The organism is Microvirgula sp. AG722, from assembly GCF_003269145.1.
Lineage (GTDB): Bacteria > Pseudomonadota > Gammaproteobacteria > Burkholderiales > Aquaspirillaceae > Microvirgula > Microvirgula aerodenitrificans.
The window spans coordinates 38007-63624 of record NZ_QLTJ01000004.1; the positions used below are offsets into that span (position 1 = coordinate 38007).

The 25618-nt window shown below is 65.5% G+C and carries 27 protein-coding genes and 1 riboswitch; of the genes, 22 read left to right on the plus strand and 5 right to left on the minus strand.

Annotated features, from left to right (window positions below; all coding sequences use genetic code 11):
- The first annotated feature begins 104 nt into the window (after positions 1–104).
- Both DFO50_RS07955 and pdxH read left to right on the plus strand, forming a co-directional pair.
- Positions 105–2075, plus strand: a complete 1971-nt coding sequence (locus tag DFO50_RS07955; RefSeq protein ID WP_028500541.1) for a monovalent cation:proton antiporter family protein — start codon at positions 105–107, stop codon at positions 2073–2075.
- 64 nt (positions 2076–2139) lie between these two features.
- Positions 2140–2778, plus strand: coding sequence for a pyridoxamine 5'-phosphate oxidase (gene pdxH, locus DFO50_RS07960; RefSeq protein ID WP_028500542.1), 639 nt, complete (start codon positions 2140–2142; stop codon positions 2776–2778).
- Between the two features lie 31 nt (positions 2779–2809).
- On the opposite strand, the gene sugE is transcribed toward pdxH, so the two are convergent.
- Positions 2810–3124: a quaternary ammonium compound efflux SMR transporter SugE gene (gene sugE / locus DFO50_RS07965; RefSeq protein WP_028500543.1), complete on the minus strand. Its 315-nt coding sequence runs from the start codon at positions 3122–3124 to the stop codon at positions 2810–2812.
- A 2-nt stretch (positions 3125–3126) separates the two neighbouring features.
- Entirely contained in the window at positions 3127–3696 is a 570-nt protein-coding gene (locus DFO50_RS07970; protein ID WP_107889549.1) for a TetR/AcrR family transcriptional regulator, read from the minus strand.
- Between the two features lie 98 nt (positions 3697–3794).
- Between DFO50_RS07970 and DFO50_RS07975 the strand changes: the two genes are divergently transcribed.
- The 7 genes from DFO50_RS07975 (at position 3795) to DFO50_RS08005 (ending at position 10063) form a co-directional block, all read left to right on the plus strand.
- The gene (locus tag DFO50_RS07975) at positions 3795–4496 is read left to right on the plus strand and encodes a TIGR01621 family pseudouridine synthase (protein ID WP_112692298.1); all 702 of its coding nucleotides are present in this window, start codon (positions 3795–3797) and stop codon (positions 4494–4496) included.
- A 361-nt stretch (positions 4497–4857) separates the two neighbouring features.
- Positions 4858–5265: a nucleoside diphosphate kinase regulator gene (gene rnk, locus DFO50_RS07980; protein WP_028500546.1), complete on the plus strand. Its 408-nt coding sequence runs from the start codon at positions 4858–4860 to the stop codon at positions 5263–5265.
- 23 nt (positions 5266–5288) lie between these two features.
- Positions 5289–5921: an SMC-Scp complex subunit ScpB gene (gene scpB, locus DFO50_RS07985; protein WP_028500547.1), complete on the plus strand. Its 633-nt coding sequence runs from the start codon at positions 5289–5291 to the stop codon at positions 5919–5921.
- Positions 5899–8340, plus strand: coding sequence for a pseudouridine synthase (locus tag DFO50_RS19355; RefSeq protein WP_199489774.1), 2442 nt, complete (start codon positions 5899–5901; stop codon positions 8338–8340). Before scpB ends, DFO50_RS19355 begins: the two co-directional genes overlap by 23 nt.
- A 58-nt stretch (positions 8341–8398) precedes the next feature.
- Positions 8399–8857, plus strand: a complete 459-nt coding sequence (locus tag DFO50_RS07995) for a copper resistance protein NlpE (RefSeq protein ID WP_051529080.1) — start codon at positions 8399–8401, stop codon at positions 8855–8857.
- 84 nt (positions 8858–8941) lie between these two features.
- Positions 8942–9502 (plus strand): transcription elongation factor GreB, encoded by a 561-nt coding sequence (greB, locus tag DFO50_RS08000; protein WP_028500548.1) that lies wholly within the window; start codon positions 8942–8944, stop codon positions 9500–9502.
- A gap of 282 nt (positions 9503–9784) precedes the next feature.
- Complete coding sequence (locus DFO50_RS08005; protein WP_036386977.1) at positions 9785–10063, plus strand: acylphosphatase; 279 nt, start codon at positions 9785–9787, stop codon at positions 10061–10063.
- Between the two features lie 334 nt (positions 10064–10397).
- Here DFO50_RS08005 and DFO50_RS08010 read toward each other — a convergent pair whose 3' ends face one another.
- Positions 10398–10967, minus strand: a complete 570-nt coding sequence (locus DFO50_RS08010) for a TMEM165/GDT1 family protein (RefSeq protein ID WP_028500550.1) — start codon at positions 10965–10967, stop codon at positions 10398–10400.
- A gap of 88 nt (positions 10968–11055) precedes the next feature.
- Positions 11056–11160: riboswitch (yybP-ykoY riboswitch) on the minus strand.
- A 163-nt stretch (positions 11161–11323) separates the two neighbouring features.
- Between DFO50_RS08010 and serA the strand changes: the two genes are divergently transcribed.
- Positions 11324–12553 (plus strand): phosphoglycerate dehydrogenase, encoded by a 1230-nt coding sequence (gene serA / locus DFO50_RS08015; protein ID WP_107889551.1) that lies wholly within the window; start codon positions 11324–11326, stop codon positions 12551–12553.
- 236 nt (positions 12554–12789) lie between these two features.
- On the opposite strand, the gene hslO is transcribed toward serA, so the two are convergent.
- Both hslO and DFO50_RS08025 read right to left on the minus strand, forming a co-directional pair.
- On the minus strand, positions 12790–13674 hold the full coding sequence (hslO, locus tag DFO50_RS08020) for an Hsp33 family molecular chaperone HslO (protein ID WP_112692299.1): 885 nt from the start codon (positions 13672–13674) through the stop codon (positions 12790–12792).
- On the minus strand, positions 13671–14273 hold the full coding sequence (locus DFO50_RS08025) for an MFS transporter (RefSeq protein ID WP_036386978.1): 603 nt from the start codon (positions 14271–14273) through the stop codon (positions 13671–13673). The genes hslO and DFO50_RS08025 overlap by 4 nt, the downstream gene beginning before the upstream one ends.
- 113 nt (positions 14274–14386) lie before the next feature.
- Between DFO50_RS08025 and DFO50_RS08030 the strand changes: the two genes are divergently transcribed.
- From DFO50_RS08030 to DFO50_RS08085, 12 genes are all read left to right on the plus strand, one after another.
- On the plus strand, positions 14387–15199 hold the full coding sequence (locus DFO50_RS08030) for a class II glutamine amidotransferase (RefSeq protein WP_051529081.1): 813 nt from the start codon (positions 14387–14389) through the stop codon (positions 15197–15199).
- Between the two features lie 112 nt (positions 15200–15311).
- Complete coding sequence (gene hemG, locus DFO50_RS08035) at positions 15312–16631, plus strand: protoporphyrinogen oxidase (RefSeq protein WP_112692300.1); 1320 nt, start codon at positions 15312–15314, stop codon at positions 16629–16631.
- Positions 16632–16707: 76 nt separating this feature from the next.
- A complete protein-coding gene (locus DFO50_RS08040; protein WP_112692301.1) occupies positions 16708–17352 on the plus strand; it encodes a YceH family protein in 645 nt (214 codons plus the stop codon).
- 77 nt (positions 17353–17429) lie between these two features.
- Positions 17430–18323, plus strand: coding sequence for a glycine--tRNA ligase subunit alpha (glyQ, locus tag DFO50_RS08045; protein WP_028500555.1), 894 nt, complete (start codon positions 17430–17432; stop codon positions 18321–18323).
- Between the two features lie 8 nt (positions 18324–18331).
- Complete coding sequence (locus tag DFO50_RS08050) at positions 18332–18796, plus strand: surface-adhesin E family protein (RefSeq protein ID WP_028500556.1); 465 nt, start codon at positions 18332–18334, stop codon at positions 18794–18796.
- A 6-nt stretch (positions 18797–18802) separates the two neighbouring features.
- On the plus strand, positions 18803–20881 hold the full coding sequence (gene glyS / locus DFO50_RS08055) for a glycine--tRNA ligase subunit beta (protein ID WP_028500557.1): 2079 nt from the start codon (positions 18803–18805) through the stop codon (positions 20879–20881).
- A gap of 49 nt (positions 20882–20930) precedes the next feature.
- Complete coding sequence (gene gmhB, locus DFO50_RS08060; RefSeq protein WP_028500558.1) at positions 20931–21473, plus strand: D-glycero-beta-D-manno-heptose 1,7-bisphosphate 7-phosphatase; 543 nt, start codon at positions 20931–20933, stop codon at positions 21471–21473.
- A 6-nt stretch (positions 21474–21479) separates the two neighbouring features.
- A complete protein-coding gene (locus DFO50_RS08065; protein ID WP_028500559.1) occupies positions 21480–22247 on the plus strand; it encodes a 1-acyl-sn-glycerol-3-phosphate acyltransferase in 768 nt (255 codons plus the stop codon).
- Positions 22216–22914: a M48 family metallopeptidase gene (locus DFO50_RS08070; RefSeq protein ID WP_158537419.1), complete on the plus strand. Its 699-nt coding sequence runs from the start codon at positions 22216–22218 to the stop codon at positions 22912–22914. The genes DFO50_RS08065 and DFO50_RS08070 overlap by 32 nt, the downstream gene beginning before the upstream one ends.
- Before the next feature lie 36 nt (positions 22915–22950).
- Positions 22951–23346, plus strand: a complete 396-nt coding sequence (gloA, locus tag DFO50_RS08075) for a lactoylglutathione lyase (RefSeq protein WP_028500560.1) — start codon at positions 22951–22953, stop codon at positions 23344–23346.
- Between the two features lie 305 nt (positions 23347–23651).
- Complete coding sequence (locus DFO50_RS08080) at positions 23652–24077, plus strand: cytochrome c (protein ID WP_107889554.1); 426 nt, start codon at positions 23652–23654, stop codon at positions 24075–24077.
- A gap of 42 nt (positions 24078–24119) precedes the next feature.
- Entirely contained in the window at positions 24120–25505 is a 1386-nt protein-coding gene (locus tag DFO50_RS08085) for a cbb3-type cytochrome c oxidase subunit I (RefSeq protein ID WP_028500562.1), read from the plus strand.
- Positions 25506–25618: the final 113 nt, after the last annotated feature.

The window sequence follows — 25618 nt, forward strand, 5'->3', positions numbered from 1 at the left end:
GGGAGGGCGCTGTCACCCTCCGTCAAAAGATGTCGTAGTGGGGGAGTATACCAAGCGTTAAACTCGCGGCGTTTCCGATACTTCATGCCACTGTCGATTTCCTGATGCATTCATTAGCACCTGTCGTTGCCATCCTGTTCGCCGCCGTCGGGGTCATCACCCTGTGCCGGGCGGTCAAAGTCCCCGCCATGCTCGGTTACCTGCTGGTGGGATTCATTGTTGGCCCGGGCGGGTTCGCGCTGATTGCGGGGACTGACCAGTCCCAGTTTCTGGGTGAAATCGGCATTGTTTTCATGATGTTCACCATCGGTCTTGAATTCAGTCTGCCGAAACTGCGGGCGATGCGGCGCATCGTGTTCGGGCTTGGCGCCGGCCAGGTGGTGGTGACCCTGCTGGCAGTCATGGTGCTGTTCATCGCGCTGGGCGGGCGGCCGCTTACCGGCTTTACGCTTGGCGCGGTGGCGGCCCTGTCGTCGACCGCGATCGTGTCCAAGCTGCTGACCGAGCGGCTGGAACTCAATGCGCCGCACGGGCAGATGTCGATCGGCGTGCTGCTGTTCCAGGATCTGGCGGTGGTGCCGATGCTGATTCTGCTGCCGGCGCTGGCCGGCAATGCCGAAACGCTGGCACTGGATCTGGCGATCGCCTTCCTGAAGGTCGTGCTGGTGATGGTGCTGCTGTTCACCGTGGGCCAGAAGCTGCTGCGGCCGTGGTTCCATGTGGTCGCCCGGCAGCGCTCGGGCGAACTGTTCATGATCAATGTGCTGCTGATCACGCTGTCGATTTCGTGGCTGACCGAACTGGCCGGGCTGAGTCTGGCACTGGGGGCTTTCGTCGCCGGCATGTTGATCGCCGAAACCGAATATCGCTACCAGGTCGAGGAAGACATCCGGCCGTTCCGCGACATTCTGCTCGGCTTCTTTTTCATCACCATCGGCATGCGGCTCGATCTCGCCGCGCTGGCCGAGCGTTTCTGGCTGGTATTCGCCTTTGTGGCCGTGCTGGTACCGGGCAAGGCCATCGTCATGTTCGCGGTGGCGCGAACCTTCCGCTATCGGGCCAATGACGCACTGCGAACCGCACTGGCGCTGGCACAGGGGGGCGAGTTCGGTTTCGTGCTGATCGCGCTGGCCGGCAACCTGGGACTGGTGGCGCCGGCGATCGAACAGGCGGCGATCACCTCGGTGCTGATCTCGATGCTGATGTCGCCATTCCTGATCCAGCAGACGCCGCGGCTGGTGCGCCTGCTGATCCGTTCGGACTGGGTCAGCCAGGCGGCCGATCTGCACCAGATCCTGGTGTCGAGCATGATGCGCAACGAGCACGCGATCATCTGTGGTTACGGTCGCAGCGGCCAGGCGCTGGCGCGGCTGCTGGAAAAAGAGGACATGAGCCTGTTCGCGCTCGATCTCGATCCGGAGCGGGTGCGCGAGGCGGCCGCGGCCGGCGATGCAGTGGTATTTGGCGATGCCGGCAAGCGGGAAGTGCTGCTGGCTGCCGGCCTGATGCGGGCCAAGGTGCTGGTGATTACCTTCGCCGATACCCATGCCAGCATGCAGATCCTGCGCGTGGCGCAGACGTTGCGGCCAGACCTGCCGATTATCGTGCGCACCGTCGACGACAGCGATATCGACCTGCTGCGCGAGGGCGGGGCGGACGAAGTGGTGGCCGAGGTCATGGAAGGCAGCCTGATGCTGGCCAGCCATGCGCTGATGGCGATGGGGGTGCCGATGAACCGGGTACTGCGCCGCATCCGCTCGGTGCGCGAGGAGCGCTACAGCCTGTTCCGCGGCTTCTTCCGCGGCATTACCGACGACACGCTGGCACTGGACGACTCCAAGCAGTCACGGCTGGGAACGGTGCTGCTGGCGCCGGGCGCGGCATCGATCGGCCAGTGTCTGGGCGAACTGGACCTCGGTGCACTGCATGTACAGGTGCGGGCGGTCAAGCGCAAGCAGGGTCGGGTGATCGGTCCGGACGATGCCTTCGTGCTGCAGGCCGACGACGTGCTGGTGCTGCTGGGTTCGGCCGAACACCTGGCGGCGGCCGAGCTGCTGCTGCTGGAAGGCGTCTGAGTCGCGGGTATGATTGGACATCATCAGGTCGGCGCCGGTCAGGCGCCGGGGGAGGAAAATCGTCATGAAAAGCATTGCCGACATCCGCAAGGATTACGCCAGCCGCGAGCTGAATGAAACCGACTGTCTGGCCGACCCGGTCAGGCAGTTTGAAATCTGGATGGACGAGGCCATTACCGCCGAACTGGTCGAACCGACGGCAGTACTGGTGTCGACCGTCAGCCCCGAGGGCCGGCCGGCGGCACGGGTGGTGCTGCTGAAGGGGGTCGAGAACGGCCGGTTCGTGTTCTTCACCAACTACCAGTCGCGCAAGGGGCGGCACCTGGAAGCCAACCCGGTCATCGCCCTGACCTTTTTCTGGCCGGGGCTGGAGCGCCAGGTCAATATCGAGGGCGTGGTCGAGCGCCTGCCGTCCGCCGCATCGGACAGCTATTTCGACAGCCGGCCTTACAAGAGCCGGGTCGGCGCCTGGGCCAGCGAGCAGAGCCAGCCGATTGCCGGTCGCCATGTGGTGATGGCGCGGTTTGCGCAGTACGCGGCCAAGTACGCGCTGCATGTTCCGCGTCCGCCGCACTGGGGCGGCTTTGCGGTGATTCCGGAGCGGATCGAGTTCTGGCAGGGGCGTCCGTCCCGCCTGCACGATCGCGTGCTGTACCAGTTGCAGGCCGACGGCAGCTGGAGCCGCGACCGGCTGGCGCCATGATGATGGCGGCGCCAGCGCTGGTCTGATTCATTCACGACGCCATTTTCAGCCCGAGAATGCCGGCCACGATCAGGCCGATGCAGACCAGCCGCGCCGCCGTGGCCGGGTCGTTGAACAGCACGATACCGAGGGCGGCGGTGCCGACGGCGCCGATGCCGGTCCAGACGGCATAGGCGGTGCCGATCGGCAGGTCGCGCAGCGCCAGCCCGAGCAGGACGATGCTGAACAGCATCGAGATGCCGGTCAGCACTGACGGCAGCAACCGGGTGAAGCCCTCGGTGTATTTCAGGCCGATGGCCCAGCCGATTTCAAACAGACCCGCGATAAACAGCATGAGCCAGGCCATGGTCAGTCCTTTCCTTGTGCGGGGAGCGAAGTCTCCCGCGTGAGTGTCAGCAGGCGTTCGATCACCGCTGTCCGCGTGACCGGGTCCAGCGGTTCGATACCGAACGCTTCATTCATCCAGATGCCGTCCACGGCCAGCCGCACGATGTGGGCCAGCAGCGGGTCGGCCACGTCTGCGGCGATCTGCGCCTGCCAGTCGCGCTGGCGGTCGGCATAGCGGGCGACCTGCTCCGGCCGGGTGCCGAGCGCGGCGATCAGCGAGGCTTCGCGCCGGGCAACGGTTTCGCTGTCGAGATCAGGCGGCAGCGCGGCCAGCAGGTAGGCGCGGACGCCAGCGCCGTGGCTGGGGTCAGCCTGCCGGTAGGCGTCCATGCGGGCATCGACCGCCCGGGTCAGCCGGGCGATCAGGGCCGCCACCAGTGCATCCTTGCCGGCATAGTGGTACAGCAGGCCGCCTTTGCTGACGCCGGCCCGTGCCGCCACGCTGTCCAGAGTCAGATTGGCGACGCCGTGTTCCATTACGCAATGTTCGGCCGCATCGAGAATGCGGTTCTGGGTGTCCGTTGTCGTCATGGCACCGAATGTAAACCGTCCGGACGGTACAGTAAAGTGCCGGGCGCGATGGCGGGCGTGCTGCTAGGCTGTGCGCCCCTGCCAGAAACCCGCCTGCCATGTACCGACTGATCGACCGCCAGCCCGACTTCATCATTATCGACAAGGCACCGGGCGTTGCCGTGCATCGCGACCAGGAAGCGCAGGGCCTGCTTGATGTCCTGCGCGCGGATCTGGGGTGCGACAGCCTGCATCTGGTACATCGTCTCGATGCGATCACCTCCGGCCTGATGGTGCTGGCGACGCATCGCGATGCCGCGCGTACGCTGTCGCAGGCGTTTCATGACCACCAGGTCGACAAGTTCTATCTGGCGCTGTCCGATCGCAAGCCGGCGCGCAAGCAGGGCTGGGTGACCGGCGACATGGACCGCGGCCGCCGCGGCAGCTGGCGCCTGTTGCCGACCCGGGTCAATCCGGCCATTACCCGGTTCTTCTCCGTCTCGGTCGAACCCGGCGTGCGCGCCTTTCTGCTGCGGCCGTGTACCGGCCGCACCCATCAGTTGCGCGTGGCACTGAAAAGCCTCGGCAGCCCCCTGCTGGGCGATCCGCTGTATCACGCGGCCGATGCGGCGAATGCGGCGGCCGATCGCGCCTACCTGCATCACTACGCGTTCGCCTTCGAGCTGGGCGGGCGCCGCTGGCGCTATGTCCAGCCGCCGACGACCGGTACGCATTTCCTGGCGGCGCCGTTTGCGGCAGCGCTCGGCCGTTTTGATGATCCCTGGGCGCTGGATTGGCCGGAATCATGTATAACTCGTTGATTTTAAATTTGATTGTTGAGTGGCTGCTGTCTGGCGAGGCCGGGCTTTCCAATGCAAGCCAATGATTTTGTTTGATAAAATGTCGCCGCGCGCTACATTCGATAGCCGAGCGGGGCATTTGCGGCTAGAATCGCGTCTATAGATAGCGATGCAACGGGTTGCCCTGGCCGGCAGCCCGTTTTGCTTGATCGGCCCGCGCAGCGAGCCCGAAGGCATCCGTGGCAGCATGCAGGCGGAGACGCCGGAACGGATACCGAGTCGGGTAGCCGGACCCGGCGTCTGTCGCCGTTGGCGATTTCGCCGGCCTGCGCGGATCGACACGGGCACGCCCGGCACGGGCGAGTTTCCGTCGGAGCACACCATGCAACAGCCTGTCATCACCGTATCCACCCTCGATCTCGACCGATTGGAGGCCCTGCTGGAGAATATCGACAGCAAGGCTTTCCCCGCAGCCGGGCAACTGGCCCGCGAACTCGATCGTGCCGAAGTGGCCGAGCCCGCCGACATGCCTGCCGGCGTTGTGACGATGAATTCGCGCGTGCGTTTTGCCGCCGACAATGGCGAAATCCGCGAATACACACTGGTTTACCCGAAGGACATGAACGGCAACCCGGACCGGCTGTCGGTGCTGGCGCCGGTTGGCGCGGCGCTGCTCGGCCTGTCGGTCGGGCAGACGATCGAATGGCCGATGCCGGACGGCGCGACGCTGCGTCTGACCGTGCATGAAGTGATCTGGCAGCCGGAAGCCGCAGGCGAGTTGCACCGCTGATTCGCGCGAAACCGACGGCCCGCATGAGCACCCTGACCGATCTGAAGTACCTGAAGACCGTGATCGAGACCGCATTGCTGGTCGCGACCGAGCCGCTGTCGGTCCATGACCTGAAGCGGCTGTTCACCGAATCGCTGCAGTCGGGCCTGATCTACGAAATGGTGGAGGAAATCCAGAACGAATGGCGGGGTCGGGGCATCGAACTCGTCAAGCTGGCCAGCGGCTGGCGCTTTCGCGCCCGGGCCGAATTCAAGCCTTACCTGGAACGACTGAGCCCGGAGAAACCGCCGCGCTATTCGCGCGCGGTGATGGAAACCATCGCCATCGTTGCCTACCGGCAGCCGGTGACGCGCGGGGACATCGAGTCCATTCGTGGCGTCTCGGTTTCCAGCCATGTGATGCAGACCCTGTCCGAACGGGGTTGGATCGAAGTCATCGGCCACAAGGACGTGCCGGGACGTCCCGGTCTGTACGCCACGACCCGCAAGTTTCTCGACGATCTCGGCATGAAGTCGCTGAAGGACCTGCCACCGCTCGCCGATATCGGCGCGCTGGTCATACCCGAAATACCGAATGACGACGCGGGCGCAAAAGACGCCGCGTCGGCGCAAGCATTGAACGAAAGCCCAGAAGATGTCGAAACCGAAGCCCAGTAACCAGCGCACTGCCCGCCAGCCGGCCGCGCGAACGCACCGCGACCAGCCGAAGGCGCCGTACTCCGCGCCGCGTGGTGGCAACCAGAAGCCGTTTGGCCGCCCGGAAGGGGAAGCGGGCCGTGGCGCGCCGCGCCAGGGCGGAGATCGCCCGGCCTACGGCGGCTCGCGTGATGACGACCGTCGTCCGTCCGGCCCGCGTGGCGAGGGCGGCTTCAGCCGTGGCCCGAAGCCGTTTGGCGACCGTGCGCCGCGCCAGGGCGGGGATCGTCCGGCCTATGGTGGCCCGCGCCAGGGGGGAGACCGTCCGGCGTTCGGTGGCCCGCGTGACGGCGGTGACCGTCGTCCGTCCGGCCCGCGTGGCGAGGGCGGCTTCAGCCGCGGCCCGAAGCCGTTTGGCGACCGCGCACCGCGTCAGGGCAGTGACCGCCCGGCCTATGGCGGCCCGCGCGGTGATGGTGATTTCAACCGTGGTCCGAAGCCGTATGGCGACCGTCCGCCGCGTCAGGGCGGTGACCGCCCGGCCTATGGTGGCCCGCGTGACGGCGGCGACCGCCGTCCGTCCGGCCCGCGTGGCGACAGTGATTTCAACCGGGGTCCGAAGCCGTATGGCGACCGTCCGCCGCGTCAGGGCGGTGACCGCCCGGCCTATGGTGGTCCGCGTGACGGCGGCGACCGTCGCCCGTCCGGCCCGCGCAGCGACAGCGGCTTCAGCCGTGGCCCGAAGCCGTATGGTGATCGTCCGCCGCGTCAGGGCGGCGACCGTCCGGCGTTCGGTGCTCCGCGTGACGGCGGCGACCGCCGTCCGTCCGGCCCGCGTGGCGACAGTGATTTCAACCGTGGTCCGAAGCCGTATGGCGATCGTCCGCCGCGTCAGGGCGGCGACCGTCCGGCGTTCGGTGCTCCGCGTGACGGCGGCGACCGCCGTCCGTCCGGCCCGCGCAGCGACAGCGGTTTCGGCCGTGGTCCGAAGCCGTTCGGTGACCGTGCACCGCGTCAGGGCGGGGATCGCCCGGCGTATGGTGGCCCGCGCGACGGCGGCGACCGCCGTCCGTCCGGCCCGCGTGGCGACAGTGATTTCAGCCGGGGTCCGAAGCCGTATGGCGATCGTCCGCCGCGTCAGGGCGGTGACCGCCCGGCCTATGCTGGTCCGCGTGATGGCGGCGACCGCCGTCCGTCCGGCCCGCGTGGCGACAGCGATTTCAACCGCGGTCCGAAGCCGTATGGCGACCGTCCGCCGCGTCAGGGCGGGGATCGCCCGGCCTATGCTGGCCCGCGTGACGGCGGCGACCGCCGTCCGTCCGGTCCACGTGGCGACAGTGATTTCAACCGCGGTCCGAAGCCGTATGGCGATCGTCCGCCGCGCCAGGGCGGCGACCGCCCGGCCTATGCTGGTCCGCGTGATGGCGGTGACCGCCGTCCGTCCGGCCCGCGCGACGGTGGCGACCGTCGCCCGTCCGGCCCGAGGCCGTTCGGTGGCGAAGGCAATGCCTATCGTGGCCCGAAGGCAGGCAATGGCGGACCGGCGGCAAGCCGCCCGGGCAGCTATCTGCCGGTGCTTCGTGCCAAGAAAATGCCGCAGCGCCATCTGTCGGGCAAGCTTGAGCAGAAAATGCTGAAGCTGCGCGAAACACGTATCGACCCGAACAAGGGGCTGCACGAAATGCGCCTGCAGAAGGCGCTGGCACTGATGGGGCTGGGCTCGCGTCGCGACATGGACGAGATGATCACCCAGGGCCGCGTCAGCGTGAATGGCGAAGTGGCCGAACCGGGCACGCGCGTCGTGCCGGGTGACAAGGTGCGCGTCGATGGTCGCCAACTGGCCATCCGCTGGCCGGACCGCCTGCCGCGCGTCATTGTCTACCACAAGCAGGAAGGCGAAATCGTCACCCGTGACGACCCGGAAGGCCGGGTCACGGTGTTCGAGCGTCTGCCGCAGACGCGCTCCAGCAAGTGGGTCGCCGTTGGCCGCCTCGACGTCAACACTTCCGGGCTGCTGATTTTCACCACCTCGGGTGAGCTGGCGAACCGGATGACGCACCCGAGCTTTGAAGTCGATCGTGAATACGCCGTGCGCACACTGGGCGCGCTGACGCCGGATCAGATGAAGGAATCGACCCGGGACATCGAACTCGAGGACGGACCGGCGCGCTTCCAGTTCATCCGCGAGGAAGACGACAAGGAAGAAAGTGCGAACCACTGGTACCGTGTCGGCCTGCGCGAAGGGCGCAATCGTGAAGTCCGTCGTCTGTTCGAACACTTCGGCCTGACCGTCAGCCGCCTGATTCGTGTCCGCTTCGGCATCGTCACGCTGCCGTCGCGGCTCAAGCGCGGGCAGTTCTACGAACTCAATGAACTGGAAGTCGCCAAGCTGGTGCAGTGGGCCGGCCTGACGCTGGCCGGAACCAGCGACGACGCCTGATCGTCTGCAGCGCCGCCGCGAGGGGGCGCTGCGTCTTTATCCCTGGAGGAACAAGCCCATGAACCGGTCCCGATGGATCGTTGCCGTCATGGCCTCGCTGCTTAGCGGTTTGCTGGTCGCCTGCGGTGGCAGTCCCGCGCAGGCGGAACCGGCTGCCGATACGGCGGCACTGCCGGCGCAGATCGCCGATACTGTGGATGTGGATGTGCTGAAGCAGGCGATGGTTGGCCGTTTCCGTGGCGAGTTGCCGTGCGCGGACTGCAGCGGCATCGACACCGACCTGACGCTGAATGCCGACATGAGCTACCAGCTGAGCGAAACCTATCTCGGCAAGGGCAAGCCGTTCGTGTCGACCGGCAAGTGGAATGTGGTCGATGGCACGCGCAAGATCGAGATCGACTACGACAAGCCGGGTCAGGGCCGCTATTTCCAGCTGGCCGGCAAGCACTTGCAGATGCTGGACAGTGACGGCAATCCGGTCGACAGCAAGCTGAATTACACGTTGACGCGACAGTAAGCACTGGCGCGTCCCGCCGCCTGCGTGCCGCTGGCGGCGGTTTTCCGCGTCGCCACGGCACGGGCCTTTCCCCCGGGTTCCGCCATGAACAAAGCCTTTACCCAGGAAGATGACAACGAACAGGACGACGACCTGCCGGTCGAGCGTCAGTTGCCGCGTTCGGGCAAGAATTACATGACGCCAGGTGGCTGGCAGCGCATGAAGGACGAGCTGTACCACCTGGTACATCGGGAACGGCCGGAAGTCACCCAGATCGTCAACTGGGCGGCCGGCAATGGCGACCGTTCGGAGAATGGCGACTACCTGTATGGCAAGCGCCGGCTGCGGGAAATCGACCGTCGCATCCGTTTTCTGACCAAACGGCTGGAAGTGGCCGAGGTGGTCGATCCGGAACGGCGCGAGCCGACCGACCAGATTTTCTTCGGCGCGACCGTCGTCATGCTGCGCGGCAACGGGCAGGAACAGACGGTCAGCATTGTCGGCGTCGACGAGATCGACGTGGCACGCGGCCATATCAGCTGGGTGTCACCGATTGCCCGGGCCCTGATCCAGGCACGCGAGGGAGACGAAATCCTGTTTCGCGGCCCTGACGGCGATGAGCAGATCGAGATCCTGGAAGTGCGCTACCAGCGCGTGGACCCCTGAGTTCATTGCGCGTAACCATCGTGCAGCGTCGCGTTCCGAAATGTAGTACCGGGGTTTTGGGTCAATTTTTGTGACATAATTGCGCCCAGTGATGACCGTTGGACGGTCCGCGGACCGGTTCCGCTCCGCCCTGTCCAGATTGCCCCGTGCCTGCCCGTATCCGCTGTGTGCCCTGTCTCGCCCGTCGACGCGTTCCGCGACGGCGGGCTTTCGTGCGCCCGGACCCTGCCGGTCAGGGGCAACTGGCGGTTGTCCAATGACAACCTCAGAGGAAATCGAAAAATGAACTCCAAGTTGCTGCGCATCCACGGCAAGGTCCAGGGGGTGTACTACCGGGACAATGCGGTGGCCCAGGCGGGCGAGCTCGGTGTCACGGGCTGGGTGCGCAATCGGCATGACGGCACGGTCGAAGCGCTGGTTTGCGGCGCGACCGAAGCGGTCGAGGCATTCATCAACTGGGCGCACAGCGGTCCCGCCGACGCCCGGGTCGACAAGATCGAACTGACCGACGGCAGCCAGCACGGCATGCCGCTGGCGTTCGAGCGCTGGCCGACGCGCTGACACGCATTCTTCAGGTATTGCATCCGGTTTGATCTCCTTTTATGACGTACGCTTGTGTTGCATCGCTGATGAATATGGATTGGGCGCTTAAGCTTGGCTTGAGAATTCAACAGGGATGCCGAATATTGTGACCGTCCAGGGGATCAGCTGGAATGGCAGTGATGTCACGGTGCCGCACCGGGTGAGAACATGGTGCACGAGCGGATGCGCCCAGGTCATTGATAAATCTGCCGTATCGAGTGCTGGCACCACCCGGCGAAATACGGTACGGGAGTCATCGTGAAACAGCAAACCGGCGGCATGACTCCGCCGGTTTGTGTTTTTCCGCAGCAGATCAGGCCGCCGCCATCCCCATGGCCGCCGCAATGCCGAGTCCCGCGAACAGACAGGCCGAGACGATGTGCACGGCGCGGGTCGGCAGGACATTGGCTGCCTTGTGACCGATCCAGACCGCCGGCGCATTGGCCAGCATCATGCCGACCGTGGTGCCGGCGACGACGGCGAACAGCGCGTCATACTTGGCGGCCAGCATCACCGTCGCGATCTGGGTCTTGTCACCCATTTCGGCCATGAAGAAGGCGATCACGGTCGCGGTAAACACGCCGGCGCCATCACGGATGCGGATTTCGTCCTCGTCGATCTTGTCGGGAATCAGCATCCAGACGGCCATGCCGACAAACGACGCGACCAGTACCCAGCGCAGGACGTCCGGGGAAACCAGCGTGACCAGCCACGCGCCCAGACTGCCGGCGATGGCGTGATTGACAATGGTGGCGACAAAGATGCCGGCGACGATAGGCAGCGGTTTGCGGAAACGGGCGGCGAGCAGCAAGGCCAGCAACTGGGTCTTGTCACCGATTTCGGCCAGCGCGACGACGCCGGTGGAGATGAAGAATGCGGACATGTGGATTTCCCGAGGCTCGATACGACACCATGATCGCGCGTCGCCCGAGCCTCGAAAGAGAGCGGACGGCGATCATGGGTCTTGCCGCGAAAAGTCTGTGCTTTCCGTCGCGTGCCACGGCCTGTCGGCCAAGTCTGTTGACACGCGCCCCCGCTGTGCTGCCGCGGGCCGGCTACTCCCCCAGGACTGGGTGCCCGGCAGAGCCGGGCGAGAAGAGCGCGCATTCTAGCGGCAGGGTGCGGGCGGCGTAAAGCCCCCGGCCGGCGATGCCGCGCGAAGCTTGCCGGGCGTGGCTGCCGCATGCCTATAATCCCGAGTAAATCAGTCGGAATTCATTGCACAGGAGTTCATGCGTCATGGCCAGATATTCGCTCGACAAAGACAAGATCCGCATCGTCCTGCTCGAAGGCGTGCACCAGAACGCGGTCGACGCGCTGCTGGCGGATGGCTACACCAATATCGTGCGTCATGCCAAGTCGCTGTCCGGCGACGCGCTGGCGGAAGCGGTCGCCGATGCACACATGGTCGGCATCCGTTCGCGTACCCAGCTGACCGACGCCGTTTTCGGTTCGGCGAAAAAGCTGATGGCGGTTGGCTGCTTCTGCATCGGCACCAACCAGGTCGATCTGGACGCCGCCGCCCGGCGTGGTGTCCCGGTGTTCAATGCCCCGTTCTCCAACACCCGCTCGGTGGCGGAACTGGTGATCGCGGAAACCATCATGCTGATGCGCGGCATTCCCGAGCGCAGCGCGCTGGCGCATCGCGGCGGCTGGCTGAAATCGGCCGATGGCAGTTACGAGGTGCGCGGCAAGACGCTGGGCATCATCGGCTACGGCCATATCGGCACCCAGACCGGCATCCTGGCCGAGAGTCTCGGCATGCGGGTGATCTACCATGATGTCGAAACCAAGCTGCCGCTGGGCAATGCGCAGCCGGCCGCATCGCTGGCGGCACTGCTGGCGGCGGCCGACGTGGTCACGCTGCACGTGCCGGAAACCCGCGAAACGCAGAACATGATCGGTGCGGCCGAACTGGCGGCGATGAAGGCCGGCGCCAAGCTGATCAATGCCTCGCGCGGCACGGTAGTCGACATCGATGCGCTGGCGGCGGCACTGAATGCCGGTCACCTGTCCGGTGCGGCGATTGATGTGTTCCCGGCCGAGCCGAAGGGCAATGACGACGAATTCCTCAGCCCGCTGCGCGGACTCGACAACGTGATCCTGACTCCGCATATCGGCGGCAGCACGGTCGAGGCGCAGGCCAATATCGGCGCCGAAGTTGCTGCCAAGCTGATCCGCTACTCGAACAACGGCTCGACGCTGAGCGCGGTGAACTTCCCGGAGGCATCGCTGCCGGCGCACCCGGGCACCGCGCGGCTGCTGCATATCCACGAGAACCAGCCCGGCGTGCTGGCCGCCATCAACGAGACCTTCGGCCGGCTGGGCATCAATATCTCGGCCCAGTACCTGCAAACCACGCCGACGCTCGGCTATGTCGTGATCGACACCGACAGCCCGGCGCCGGAAGCGGCGGTCGAGGCGCTGTCGGCGGTGCCGGGCACCATCCGCTGCCGGGTGGTGTACTGACCGCGTCGTGACCGGTGCATGAACAGACGCCCCCGTGATGAACAGGGGCGTTCTGGACTGACCATCAAGCCTTGCCTGAGAAGACCGGACGAGCGAAGCGAGGTTTCCCCGCGGCGGCGGGGACGGAAGGGGCAGGGCTCAATCGGGCAGACTGCCGTGCCCATGACGGATTCTGTCAGTCGGGCGTGCACCGACGCCACTGCAACCGTCGGTGCCCACCTTTGCCTGCAGTCTGCTCAGTGCCGGGTCGGGCTGGCCGGCTCGATCGGGTCCTGCGGACCGGCGAACAGCTCGGCGGCATCGTCTTCGTCGAACACGTATTTCTGCTGACAGAATTCGCAGGCGATCTCGACGCTGCCCTGTTCGGACAGGATGCTCTCGACCTCGTCGCGGCCGATCATGCGCAGCATGCCGCCGACGCGCTCGCGACTGCAGCTGCACTGGAAGGCCACGCTTTCGGCGTCGAAGGCGCGGATGACTTCCTGGTGGAACAGGCGATACAGGATGTCATCGGCCGACAGCGTCAGCAGTTCTTCCTGTTTCAGCGTGGCGGCCAGTTCGCGCGCACGCGGCCAGTCATCCTCGTCACCGCTGCTGCCCGGCAGTTTCTGCAGCAGCATGCCGGCGGCGCAATCACCGTCGGCGGCCAGCATGATCAGCGTGTCGAGCTGTTCCGAGCGTTCCATGTAGTGCGTCAGCAGGCTGGCGACGCTGCCGCCTTCCAGTGCGACAATGCCCTGGTAAGGCTCGGCGCCGGCCTGTTTCGGATCGAGGGTGATCACGCACTGCCCCTGGCCGGTCAGGGTGGCGAGGTCGGCATCGGCCGGCAACTCGCCATCCCAGCGTGCGGTCGCGCGCAGGGTGCGCGAGGCCGCATTGACTTCCACCACCAGCAGTCGCAGTGCTCCCTGACCCTGGATCTGCAGGATCAGCTGGCCGTCGAATTTCAGGTTGGCGGCCAGCAGGATGCCGGCGGCGGCCAGTTCGCCCAGGCGGTCGCGCAGCACCGGCGGGTAGTCGTGGCGGGCGTTGATCTCGCGCCAGCTGTCGTCCAGGCGCACCAGTGCGCCCCGGACCGGTGCCTCGTCGAACAGGAAGCGTTGCAGCGTGTCTTTTTTCATGTCGGAATCGTCTCCGTTTCGGTGTCGGTACCGGTGCTCAGCCGGGCGGTATAGAGGGTCATCGGCAGTGCCGAGCCGACGTCGAATTCGCAGCCGGCCCTGACGCCGAGCTGGGCGAGATCGGCGGCACCGCTGGCGCTGTCGAAGCCGGCGTACATGGCGCCGATGGCAAAATCGCGCCCCGAGCCGATGGCCCAGTAGCGGTTGTATTCATAGACTTCACGCATCGAGTAGATGGCGAAGATCCCGTGCGGATTGGCAATCAGCACGGTCATCTGGCTCGACTCGTACGGGTCGTCCTCCTCTTCCTCGGTCTTGAGGAAAAAGTCGTCTTTCAGCTTCGGATGCAGCTTGCGGAAGGTCTCGAAGATCGCCGGGCGGCTGGACAGATCGCGGTGCTTGAGGCGGGCCAGCGCCGACTGGAGCACCAGGTCGTGCGCGGCCGAGCCGGCGATGGCGATATAGCTGTCGTCGAGCTGGAAGATCTTGTTGTAACGGGCATCGTGAACGGCGGACAGGCGGGTGTCGCCGAAGGTGGACTGGCAATCGGCGGCAATTGCCACCTCGTCGCCTTTCTTCACCACCACTATGGTTGTCATGACAGGCTTTCCGGCATCAGCAAAGGCGGTAAGATTGGGTCCGTACACCGAAAACGCAAGCGCGGGCCCGCCTTTGGTCGCCCGCGTCGCTCCAGACCAGGGAATCCACACCGATGTGCCAGCTTCTGGGCATGAACTGCAATACACCGACCGACATCGTCTTTTCATTCGAGGGTTTCCGCCGTCGCGGCGGACTGACCGACCATCATGCGGACGGCTTCGGCATCGCCTTTTTCGAGGGGGCCGGCGCCCGGGTGTTTCTCGATGTCGAACCGTCGGCGCAATCGCAGGTGGCCGATTTCATCCGCGATTATCCGCTGAAGAGCGAAAATGTCATCGCCCACATCCGCAAGGCGACCCAGGGCGGCGTGTCGCTGGCGAATACCCACCCGTTCCAGCGCGAGATGTGGGGGCGCTACTGGGTGTTCGCCCATAACGGCAATCTGGACGGCTTTGCGCCGCCGGAAGGGCGCCACTACCGTCCCGTCGGCTGCACCGACTCCGAACGCGCGTTCTGCTTCCTGCTCGACACGCTGCGCCAGCGCTTCGACCACGAACCGCCGTTCGTCGAGCTGTACCGGCTGGTCAGCGAGACCGTGGCCTGGATCCGCAGCCATGGCACGTTCAACTTCATCCTGTCGAACGGCAAGTTCATGCTCGCGCACTGCTCGACCAGCCTGTACTACATCGTGCGCCAGGCGCCGTTCACGACCGCCCACCTGGTCGACGAGGACGTCAGTGTCGATTTTGCCGATCTGACCACGTCGAACGACCGAGTGGCCGTGATCGCCACCCAGCCGCTGACCGACAACGAGGTCTGGACCCCGTTCGAGGCCAACGAGCTGAAAATCTTCAAGTACGGCGCACCGCTGAAAACGGCACCGGGCATTGGCAAGGTAGCGCCGGTTCCGCCGTCCGGCGCCTGAGTCCGCCGGGCCCCGCCTTGTCGACAGTCAACCGGCGGCGCGGAACGTCTCACTATACTGGTGACGTTGTCGCATTGACGGGGGCTGTATCCATGGGGTGGGGGAAACGCGCATGATCGTCGTGATCGGTGCCGGGTTGTCGGGTCTGTCGTGCGCGTGGCATCTGCGCGAAGCCGGCGTCGAGGTGGTCGTGCTCGAAGCGGGGGACCGCGTCGGCGGCAAGGTCAGGACGGTCGAGGAGGCCGGTTGTCGTCTGGAACTCGGCCCGAACACCCTGTATGCCCATGATGGCCATCGCGCACTGCTTGCCCGCCTCGGACTGGACGGTGACATCGTCCCGGTTGCCGATGTGGCGCGCCATCGTCATGTGCTGCGTGGTGGCGAATACCGCACCTTGCCGGGCGGGCCGCTGGCCTTTCTGTGCGGGGGCGCCTTCAGCGCCCGCAGCAAGTGGCGGCTGCTGACCGAACCGTTCCGCCGCAACCGGCCGCGGCAGACGCCGGAAACGGTAGCGGCATTCTTTCGCCGCCGGCTGGGCCAGGAGATGGTCGAGCGGCTGATCGACCCGTTTATCGGCGGTGTGTTTGCCGGCGATCCCGAACACCTGCTGGCCTCGCTGACCCTGCCCGCGATCTATGACGCCGAGCGTGATGCCGGTTCCATCCTGCTGGGCATGCTCAAGCGCATGCACACCCTGCGTCGCCGCGACAGCTTCACGCTGCGGCACGGACTGGAAAGCCTGCCGCGCGCGCTGGCCGCCGGGCTGGACGTGCGACTGTCGTGCCCGGCACTCGGGCTGGAACGGGGTGACGGCGGCTGGACGGTCGTGACGGCCGCCGGGCCGATCGCGGCCGACGCCGTGGTGCTGGCGCTGCCGGCGCCGGCCGCTGCGGCGCTGGTCGAACCGTGGCTGCCGCGCCAGGCGCAGGATCTGGCCGGCCTTGGCTATGCGCCGATGGCGGTGGTGCACACGGTGTTCCGCCGCACCGACGTTGGCCATGCGCTGGACGGCTTCGGCGCGCTGCATCCGCGTGCCGAGCGGCCGTTCGCCGCCGGTGCCATCTGGTCCGGCTCCCTGTTCCCCGACTGCGTGCCGGCGGAAGAAACCCTGCTGACCAGTTTTGTCGGCGGCATGCAGTTCGTCGACCGCTACGCCGTCGATGACCAGGCCCTGCTGGCCGGGGTCAATGATGAGCTGGCGCGCACTTGCCGGACCCGGGCCGCACCGCTGCGGCAGCGGCTGACACGCTGGGCGGAGGCCTTGCCGCAGTACGACGAGCGCGCATTGCCGATCGCCCATGCCGCCAGCGTGCTGGCAGGCGAACGGCTGCACGTCTGCGCGAACTGGCATGACGGCGTGTCGATGGCCGACTGCCTGGAAAAGGGCGAGCGCCTGGCCCGGCGGCTGGCCGGCGACCGGACCGGCGCCTGAAGGCGCGCTTGCCCCGTGCGCGGCGGCGCGGTTAACGGTATAAAGGACATTGCCATGACCCCTGTATCGTTTGCCCATGTCCGTTCCCGTTCTGTCCGCGCTTGAAGCGCGCATTCTCGGTGTGCTGGTGGAAAAACAGCGCACCGTGCCCGATACCTACCCGCTGTCGCTGAATGCGCTGCTTGCCGGCTGCAATCAGAAGACCAGCCGCGACCCGGTGATGAGCGCCGGCGAGTCCGATGTGCTGGCCGCGCTGGATGCGCTGCGCAGCCATTCTTTCGTCATCGAATCTTCCGGCGGACGCGTGATCCGCTACGCACACAACACCGAACGCGTGCTGTCGGTGCCGACCCAGTCGGTCGCCATTCTGTCCACGCTGATGCTGCGCGGTCCGCAGACGGCCGCCGAGCTGCGCGCGAACTGCGAGCGGCTGCACCGTTTTGCCGACGTGTCGGCCGTCGAGGCTTTTCTCGACGAGCTGTCCGAGCGCGGCGACGGCGCGCTGGTCTGCATGCTGCCCAAGGCCCCCGGCAGCCGGGAAAACCGCTGGATGCACCTGCTGTGCGGCGAGCCCGGGCCGGAGCTGCTGGCCCCGGCCGCCGACACGCGACCGGCACCCCGCAGCGATGCGGCGCTGCAGGCGCGGGTCGAACAGCTGGAGGAGGAGGTCGCCGGACTGCGCGAGCGTCTGGACCGGGTGTGCGGCGAGCTGGGCCTGTAGCAAATGGGCTGCCTTTGATTCGACAAGGGCTTAACGAGTAGAATCCACCGCTAATTTATTGCCGGATCCACGCTGTCATGCTGACTTTTCAGGACATCATCCTCAAGCTCCAGACCTACTGGGGTCGCCAGGGCTGTGCGCTGCTCCAGCCGTACGATATGGAAATGGGCGCGGGCACCAGCCATACCGCGACTTTCCTGCGCGCCATCGGCCCGGAACCGTGGCATGCGGCCTATGTGCAACCGTCGCGCCGGCCGAAGGATGGCCGCTATGGCGAAAACCCCAATCGCCTGCAGCACTATTACCAGTTCCAGGTCGTACTGAAGCCAAGCCCGGACAATATCCAGGAACTGTACCTCGGCAGCCTGCGCGAACTGGGGATCGACCCGACCGTGCACGATATCCGCTTCGTCGAGGACGACTGGGAAAACCCGACCCTCGGCGCCTGGGGCCTGGGCTGGGAAATCTGGCTCAACGGCATGGAAGTGACCCAGTTCACCTATTTCCAGCAGGTCGGCGGCCTCGACTGCAAGCCGGTGCTCGGCGAGATCACCTACGGGATCGAGCGGCTGGCGATGTACCTGCAAGGGGTGGAAAACGTCTACGACCTGGTCTGGACCGTGACCCCGGAAGGCCGCACGCTGACCTATGGTGACGTGTACCACCAGAACGAGGTCGAGCAGTCGACCTACAACTTCGAGCATTCGAACGTGCCGTTCCTGTTCGGCCAGTTCAACCAGTTCGAGAGCGAGGCCCGCCGCCTGCTCGATACCGGGCTGGCGATTCCCGGCTACGAAATGATTCTGAAGGCGGCACACGCGTTCAACCTGCTCGATGCACGCGGTGCAATCTCGGTGACCGAGCGTGCCGCCTATATCGGCCGCATCCGCGCGCTGGCGCGGCTGGTGGCCCAGGCCTACCACGACAGTCGCGAAGCCCTGGGCTTCCCGATGTGCCAAACCGGATCGTGAGTCGCTAGATGAGGAAAACCGTCGTTTCCGCCGTCCTGTCCGCCGTCCTGCTGTCGTCGGCGCACGCCGCCCCGGTTTCCGCCCGGGCCCCCACGCCGACGCCGGTGTGGATGACCTACCAGAACGGAACCAAGCTGCAACTGGCCATCGACCGTGCGTCGTTCCGCTGGGTCGACGGCGGGCTGCTGCAGTTCCGTCATCGTGAAACCTTCGCCGACCAGAAGACCGAGCCGACGCTGAAGGTGCACTATTTCGTCCGGACCAATACCGTGGTGGTGGACTGCGCAAACGACCGTTATGCCCTTGTTTCTTCCGATTACCTGGATCGCAACGGGAAGCTCGTCTGGGCGACGACCTTCCCGCTGCCGCCGCACCTGTGGCGTTTCCAAGCAGTGGAGGAGGGTTCGATGGGCGCCAGCATGCTGGATATCGCCTGCCAGACCGTCCGCCACCCTGCCTACAAGACCGAATAAACTGCCATGACCACCCTGCTCGTAGAACTGTTTACCGAAGAGCTGCCGCCGAAGGCGCTCAAAAAGCTGGGCGAGCGTTTTGCCGACACCGTCCGCGCCGAACTCGCGCGCGCCGGTCTGATCGACGATGCCGCCGTCGTCCACCCGTTTGCCAGCCCGCGCCGGCTGGGCGTGACCATCTCCCCGGTGCTGGCCCAGGCGCCGGACCACGATGTCACCGAAAAGATCATGCCGGTCGGCGTGGCGCTGAATGCTGCCGGCGAGCCGAGCCCGGCGCTGGTGAAGAAGCTCGAAGCCCGTTCTATCCCGCTCGACGCGGTGGCGAAGTTCGAGCGTCGCCAGGACGGCAAGAGTGAAACCTTCTTCTACACCTACACCGCCACCGGCGCCCGGCTCGACCAGGTGCTGCCGGCTGCGGTGCAGGAAGCGCTGCGCAAGCTGCCGATCCCGAAACTGATGCACTGGGGCGACAGCGACGTCACCTTCGTGCGTCCGGTGCATGCGCTGATCATGATGCATGGCGATCGCGTGATCGATGGCGAAGTCCTCGGCCTGAAGTCCGGCCGGGTGACCGGCGGTCACCGCTTCCTGTCCGCCGGCGACATTGCCATTCCGTCCGCCGACGCCTACGCGCGTACGCTGTACGAACAGGGCAAAGTGGTGGCGAGCTTCGAAGCCCGCCACGCGCTGATCGACAAGCACCTGGCCGACCGTGCCGCGGCACTCGGCGCCACGCTGGCGGCCGATGACGCGCTGCTGGACGAAGTGACGGCGCTGGTCGAATGGCCGGTGGTGCTGGAAGCCGGTTTCGAGGCCGAGTTCCTCAAGGTGCCGCAGGAATGCCTGATCCTGACCATGCAGCAGAACCAGAAATACTTCCCGCTGCTGGACGCCGCCGGCAAGCTGATGAACCGCTTCCTGCTGGTGTCCAATCTGGAAACCGCCGATCCGACCCACATCATCCGCGGCAACGAACGCGTGCTGCGCGCACGGTTGTCCGATGCCAAGTTCTTCTATGAACAGGACCAGAAGCAGCCGCTGGAAGCGCGCATTCCGCGTCTGGCCGATGTGGTCTACCACAACAAGCTCGGCAGCCAGCTCGAACGCGTCGAACGCCTCGAACGCCTGTCCGGCGAAGTGGCCGCGCAACTGGGGGCCGACGCCGCGCTGGCGCGCCGCGCCGCCCGGCTGGCCAAGGCCGACCTGCTGACCGACATGGTCGGTGAATTCCCGGAACTGCAGGGCGTGATGGGCACCTATTACGCCCGCCTGGATGGCGAGCCGGCCGAGGTCGCTGCCGCCATCGAAGGCCATTACCACCCGCGCTTTGCCGGTGATTCGCTGCCGGAAGGCGCGATCGCGACCGCCGTCGCCCTGGCCGACAAGCTGGAAATCCTGACCGGCATCTGGGGCATCGGCCTGATCCCGACCGGCGACAAGGACCCGTTCGGCCTGCGCCGGCACGCCCTCGGCGTGCTGCGCATGCTGATGGAACAGCCACTGGACCTGCGCGCACTGCTGGAACGGGCCGTCGCCGCCTTCCCGGCCGGCACGCTGGCCGACGGCACTGCCGACGCCCTGTACGGCTTCATGCTCGAACGGCTGAAGAACCTGCTGACCGCCGACGCCGACATCCGCGCCGACGAAGTCGACGCCGTGCTGGCGCTGGCGCCGACCCGGCTGGACGAAATCCGCGCCGTGCTGGCAGCGGTGTCCGCGTTCCGCGCGCTGCCGGAAGCCGCCGCACTGGCCGCCGCCAACAAGCGGGTCAAGAACATCCTGAAGAAGGTGGACGGCGAGGTGCCGACTGCCATCGACCCGGCACGCTTTGCCGAGGAGGCCGAGCGCGCGCTGGCTGCCGCCATCGACGCCGTACTGCCCGATGTCGATGCCGCCTGCACCGGTCGTGACTACACAGCTGCGCTGTCGCGCCTGGCGGCGCTGAAGGCGCCGGTGGACGCGTTCTTCGACGGCGTGATGGTGATGGCCGACGATGCCGCCGTGCGTCGCAACCGACTCGCCCTGCTCGGCAAACTTGCCGGTCTGTTCAATCGCGTGGCCGACATTTCGCTGCTGGCGGAATGACCCACGCCCGTCACAAGGACGTCCATTGTCCCATCACGGTGCCAGCCCCATGAAACTCGTCATCCTCGACCGGGACGGTGTGATCAACCAGGATCGCGACGATTTCGTCAAGAACAGCCTCGAGTGGGTGCCGATCGACGGTGCACTGGACGGGATTGCCCTGCTGTCCCAGGCCGGTTGGCGCGTGGTCGTGGCGACCAACCAGTCCGGGCTCGGGCGCGGGCTGTTCGACATGCATGCGCTGAACGCCATGCATGACAAGATGCACCACCTGGTCGGCAAGGCCGGCGGCCGCATCGACGCGGTATTCTTCTGTCCGCACAAGCCCGAGGCCCATTGCAGTTGCCGCAAGCCGGCCCCGGGCATGGTGCTGGACATTGCCGAGCGCTTCGGCGTCAAGCCGGAAAGCCTGTGGCTGATCGGCGACAGCCTGCGCGACCTGCAGGCGATCGACACCGCCGGCGGCAAGGCGATCCTGGTCCGCACCGGCAAGGGGCGGCAGACGGAGAAGGCCGGCGATCTGCCGCCGCGCACCGAGGTGTTCGACAACCTGCTTGTCGCCGCCGAATGGCTGATAGCCCACGTTTCCTGAAGACTCATGCTCATATTCCGAAATCTGCTTTACTGGCTGGTGCTGTGCATCAGCATGCCGCCTTACTCGATCATTGGCCTGCTGCTGCTGCCGGCGCCGCGTCGCTTCCGCCAGCGGGTCATCGCCTCGTGGGCGCTGGTGCTGATGTGGGCGCTGGAACACCTGGTCGGTCTCAAGTACAAGGTGATCGGTCGGGAGAACATCCCCGATACGCCGTCGATCATTTCCAGCAAGCACCAGTCCGGCTGGGAAACCCTGGCACTGCAATCGATCTTTCCGCATCAGGTGTTCGTCGCCAAGCGTGAACTGCTGTGGATCCCGTTCTTTGGCTGGGGTCTGGCGGCGGCGTGCGCGATCATGATCGATCGCCGCAATCGCATGCAGGCCAACCGGCAACTGATCGAGCAGGGCGAGCAGCGGATTCGCGACGGCTTCTGGATCACCATCTTCCCCGAGGGTACGCGCACCGCGCCGGGCAAGCGCGGCAAGTACAAGCTCGGTGGCGCGCGGCTGGCCCGCGACATCGGTGTGCCGCTGGTGCCGGTGGCGCTGAACTCCGGCGAATTCTGGCCGCGCAACAGCTTCTTCAAGTACCCGGGCGAGATTACCGTGGTCATCGGCAAGCCGGTGATGGCGGCGGATGCTGGCGGACCGGAAGCGATGATGCGTCAAGTGGAGGAATGGATTGAAGCCCGCCAAGCCGAAATCAGCGGCGTCGGCCCGTGCGCGAGTCCCGAAGACCGTGCCCGTCGTCTGGCACGTCTCGCTGGCTGACCGCGAACCGCTGCAACTGGCAGTCGTGCGCAGCGCGCGGCGGACGCTGGCGCTGCACGTGACCGGGCAGGGGGTCGAGGCGCGTGCGCCGCTGACCCTGCCGCGCGAACGCATCGAAGGCTTCGTGCGCGAAAAGGCCGACTGGATCCGGCGCAAGCAGGCCGAAGTCATGGCCCGCGACGCCGCCAGGCTGGCCACGCCGCACAGTGTGCTGCTGCGTGGCATCGGGCATGCGCTGCATTTCATTCCCGGCAGCCCGCGCCGCGCGCTGTTTCGCGATGGCCAGTGCGTGGTGGTCGGCGCCGCCGACTGGGAAGCGGCACAGCCGCTGATTGCCCGCGCGCTGCGCGCCGAAGCCGCCGCCGATTTTCCGGCCCGGCTGCAGGCGTTTTCCGGCCACTGGCTGCGGGCGCCCCGGGCGCTGAAACTGTCGTCGGCGCGCAAGCGCTGGGGCAGCTGCACCTCGCGCGGGACGGTCAATCTCGCCTGGCGGCTGGTCATGGCGCCCGATTACGCCATCGACTACGTGATGGCGCACGAACTGGCCCATCTGCTGGAAATGAACCATTCGCCGCGCTTCTGGGCCGAAGTCGCCCGACTGTATCCGGACTGGCAGCGCGGCCATGTCTGGCTGAAGCGCAACGCCGCGCTGTGCGGCGTCGTGTAAGCGCCACAACATCCCTGACTTTTCTGGAGGAATACCATGCGCCTGCTGCACACCATGCTGCGTGTCGGCAATCTCGACCGTTCGATCGCTTTCTATACCGGGGTGCTCGGCATGCGGCTGCTGCGCCGCAATGACTATCCGGACGGCCGCTTCACCCTGGCTTTCGTCGGCTATGACGACGAGGACAAGGCCTCGGTACTCGAACTGACCCACAACTGGGACACCGACCATTACGACCTCGGCAACGGCTATGGCCACATCGCGCTGGAAGTCGCCGATGCCGCTGCCAGCTGTGATGCCGTGCGCCGCCTGGGCGGCAAGGTCACGCGCGAAGCCGGGCCGATGAAACATGGTTCGACCGTCATCGCCTTTGTCGAGGACCCGGACGGCTACAAGATCGAATTCATTCAGGCCGGTACCCAGCACGACTGATCGCAGTGAATGAAAAAAGGACTGACCGTATTTGAATACGGTCAGTCCTTTCTTTTTCCTGTTTTGCAGGCTATATGCACCTGCCGGCAAAGCCGGCGTGTATTCCCGCATTATAAATGGGGTTATAACGGCGTTGCCGGCCATGCCTAATAAACCCTGATTATGGCAGGGTTAAAATAACCCGAAAAAAGCCGGATTTATGCTTCCGATTCCCCTCCGGTCTGAAAAGCGTTGATACGAATCAATGATGATGTCCTGTGCCGGACCGCACTATCTGCATGCTAATTTATGCACAGGGGAGTGCCATGAGCGGAAGCTTCACCAAGTCAACCGCGCGCAACATCTTTTACGGTGGCGCGGTGTTTTTCTTTCTGCTTTTTCTCGGCCTGACTTTCGATACGGTCAATACCTTGCCCAAGCGTGACAACCGGGCACTGCTGACCGATCAGGCGATGCGCGGCAAGCACATCTGGGAAACGCGCAATTGCATCGGCTGTCACACCATTCTGGGTGAAGGTGCGTACTTCGCGCCCGAGCTCGGCAATGTCTATACCCGGCGCGGACCGGAATTCATCAAGGCGTGGATCAAGGCGCAGCCGACCGGGGCTCCCGGCCGCCGGCAGATGCCGCAGTTTCACCTGAGCGATCAGGAACTTGACGACCTGGTGGCCTTCCTCAAGTACACCAACGGCATCAACACCAACAACTGGCCGCCCAATGTCGAAGGTTGAGCACCATCACGACCGTTTGCGCCATCCACGCGGAGAAAAAAGATGAAATACCAGTCGCAGGCGGAGGCGAAGCCCTATTTCGTCGCCGCGATCGGCCTGTTCATCGGGCAGATCATTTTCGGCCTCATCATGGGCCTGCAGTATGTAATCGGGGACTTCCTGTTTCCCCAGATCCCGTTCAACGTGGCCCGCATGGTCCACACCAACCTGCTGATCGTCTGGCTGCTGTTCGGCTTCATGGGTGCGGCGTATTACCTGATCCCGGAAGAAAGCGAGCGCGAACTCTACAGCCCGAAGCTGGCGCGCTGGATGTTCTGGATCTTCCTGGCCGCCGGGGCGCTGACCGTGGTTGGCTACCTGTCCGTGCCGTACGCGACCCTGGCCCGGCTGACCGGCAACGATCTGCTGGCGACCATGGGGCGCGAGTTCCTTGAACAGCCGCTGCCGACCAAGGTCGGTATCGTGGTAGTGGCGCTGGTGTTCCTGTTCAATATCTCGATGACGGTGCTGGGCGGACGCAAGACCACCATCAGCCTGGTCATGCTGCTCGGCCTGTGGGGACTGGCGATCTTCTTCCTGTTCTCGTTCTACAACCCGAAAAACCTGGTGCTGGACAAGTACTTCTGGTGGTGGGTCGTGCACCTGTGGGTGGAAGGGGTGTGGGAACTGATTCTCGGCGCCATGCTGGCCTTCGTACTGGTCAAGGTGACCGGGGTCGACCGCGAAGTGGTCGAGAAGTGGCTGTACGTGATCATTGCCATGACGCTGATCTCCGGCATCATCGGCACCGGTCACCACTACTTCTGGATCGGCGCGCCGGAATACTGGCTGTGGATGGGGAGCGTGTTCTCCGCCATCGAGCCGGTGCCATTCTTCATGCTGACGGTGTTCGCCTTCAACATGGTCAAGCGCCGCAAGCGCGACCATCCGAACCGCGCCGCCACGCTGTGGGCGCTCGGTACCGGGGTGATGGCCTTCCTGGGCGCGGGGGTGTGGGGCTTCCTGCACACGCTGGCCCCGGTGAACTTCTACACCCACGGCACGCAGCTGACCGCCGCCCACGGCCACATGGCGTTCTACGGTGCCTACGTGATGGTGGTGCTGACCATGATCTCGTATGCGATGCCGCTGATGCGCGGTCGTGAAGCCAACAGCCAGGCGTCGCAGCGGATGGAAATCGCGTCGTTCTGGATGATGACCCTGGCCATGGTCGCCATCACCCTGTTCCTGACCGCTGCCGGCTTCAAGCAGGTCATGCTGCAACGCCTGACCGACACGCCGATGAACTTCATGGTCGCCCAGGACCAGATCTCGTCGATCTACTGGATGCGTGAAGTGTCCGGGCTGGTGTTCCTGGCCGGTCTGCTGCTGTACGTGGCGTCGTTCTTTGTCGGCGGCAAGTCCGCGCCGGCACGCAGCAACGCCTGAAGGTGCAAGCCCGGGGCCGGGCGGATTTTCCGCCCGGCCCCGGGCTGCTGACAAAGGTGGGTACCGGCGGTCACCGTGGCGCCGGTGCATGCCTGACTGACAGGGGAGATCGT

What these genes read in the sequence shown, in the direction of transcription:
- DFO50_RS07955 (WP_028500541.1), top strand. Translation starts at nt 105, where the DNA reads ATGCATTCATTAGCACCTGTCGTTGCCATCCTGTTCGCCGCCGTCGGG.
- glyS (WP_028500557.1), top strand. Translation starts at nt 18,803, where the DNA reads ATGACCACCCTGCTCGTAGAACTGTTTACCGAAGAGCTGCCGCCGAAG.
- DFO50_RS08010 (WP_028500550.1), bottom strand. Translation starts at nt 10,967, where the DNA reads ATGTCCGCATTCTTCATCTCCACCGGCGTCGTCGCGCTGGCCGAAATC.
- DFO50_RS08005 (WP_036386977.1), top strand. Translation starts at nt 9,785, where the DNA reads ATGAACTCCAAGTTGCTGCGCATCCACGGCAAGGTCCAGGGGGTGTAC.
- gloA (WP_028500560.1), top strand. Translation starts at nt 22,951, where the DNA reads ATGCGCCTGCTGCACACCATGCTGCGTGTCGGCAATCTCGACCGTTCG.
- glyQ (WP_028500555.1), top strand. Translation starts at nt 17,430, where the DNA reads ATGCTGACTTTTCAGGACATCATCCTCAAGCTCCAGACCTACTGGGGT.
- hslO (WP_112692299.1), bottom strand. Translation starts at nt 13,674, where the DNA reads ATGAAAAAAGACACGCTGCAACGCTTCCTGTTCGACGAGGCACCGGTC.
- DFO50_RS08085 (WP_028500562.1), top strand. Translation starts at nt 24,120, where the DNA reads ATGAAATACCAGTCGCAGGCGGAGGCGAAGCCCTATTTCGTCGCCGCG.
- scpB (WP_028500547.1), top strand. Translation starts at nt 5,289, where the DNA reads ATGAGCACCCTGACCGATCTGAAGTACCTGAAGACCGTGATCGAGACC.
- serA (WP_107889551.1), top strand. Translation starts at nt 11,324, where the DNA reads ATGGCCAGATATTCGCTCGACAAAGACAAGATCCGCATCGTCCTGCTC.
- DFO50_RS08040 (WP_112692301.1), top strand. Translation starts at nt 16,708, where the DNA reads ATGTCCGTTCCCGTTCTGTCCGCGCTTGAAGCGCGCATTCTCGGTGTG.
- DFO50_RS08025 (WP_036386978.1), bottom strand. Translation starts at nt 14,273, where the DNA reads ATGACAACCATAGTGGTGGTGAAGAAAGGCGACGAGGTGGCAATTGCC.
- hemG (WP_112692300.1), top strand. Translation starts at nt 15,312, where the DNA reads ATGATCGTCGTGATCGGTGCCGGGTTGTCGGGTCTGTCGTGCGCGTGG.
- gmhB (WP_028500558.1), top strand. Translation starts at nt 20,931, where the DNA reads ATGAAACTCGTCATCCTCGACCGGGACGGTGTGATCAACCAGGATCGC.
- pdxH (WP_028500542.1), top strand. Translation starts at nt 2,140, where the DNA reads ATGAAAAGCATTGCCGACATCCGCAAGGATTACGCCAGCCGCGAGCTG.
- DFO50_RS08080 (WP_107889554.1), top strand. Translation starts at nt 23,652, where the DNA reads ATGAGCGGAAGCTTCACCAAGTCAACCGCGCGCAACATCTTTTACGGT.
- rnk (WP_028500546.1), top strand. Translation starts at nt 4,858, where the DNA reads ATGCAACAGCCTGTCATCACCGTATCCACCCTCGATCTCGACCGATTG.
- greB (WP_028500548.1), top strand. Translation starts at nt 8,942, where the DNA reads ATGAACAAAGCCTTTACCCAGGAAGATGACAACGAACAGGACGACGAC.
- DFO50_RS08065 (WP_028500559.1), top strand. Translation starts at nt 21,480, where the DNA reads ATGCTCATATTCCGAAATCTGCTTTACTGGCTGGTGCTGTGCATCAGC.
- DFO50_RS07970 (WP_107889549.1), bottom strand. Translation starts at nt 3,696, where the DNA reads ATGACGACAACGGACACCCAGAACCGCATTCTCGATGCGGCCGAACAT.
- DFO50_RS08050 (WP_028500556.1), top strand. Translation starts at nt 18,332, where the DNA reads ATGAGGAAAACCGTCGTTTCCGCCGTCCTGTCCGCCGTCCTGCTGTCG.
- DFO50_RS07995 (WP_051529080.1), top strand. Translation starts at nt 8,399, where the DNA reads ATGAACCGGTCCCGATGGATCGTTGCCGTCATGGCCTCGCTGCTTAGC.
- DFO50_RS19355 (WP_199489774.1), top strand. Translation starts at nt 5,899, where the DNA reads ATGTCGAAACCGAAGCCCAGTAACCAGCGCACTGCCCGCCAGCCGGCC.
- sugE (WP_028500543.1), bottom strand. Translation starts at nt 3,124, where the DNA reads ATGGCCTGGCTCATGCTGTTTATCGCGGGTCTGTTTGAAATCGGCTGG.
- DFO50_RS08030 (WP_051529081.1), top strand. Translation starts at nt 14,387, where the DNA reads ATGTGCCAGCTTCTGGGCATGAACTGCAATACACCGACCGACATCGTC.
- DFO50_RS07975 (WP_112692298.1), top strand. Translation starts at nt 3,795, where the DNA reads ATGTACCGACTGATCGACCGCCAGCCCGACTTCATCATTATCGACAAG.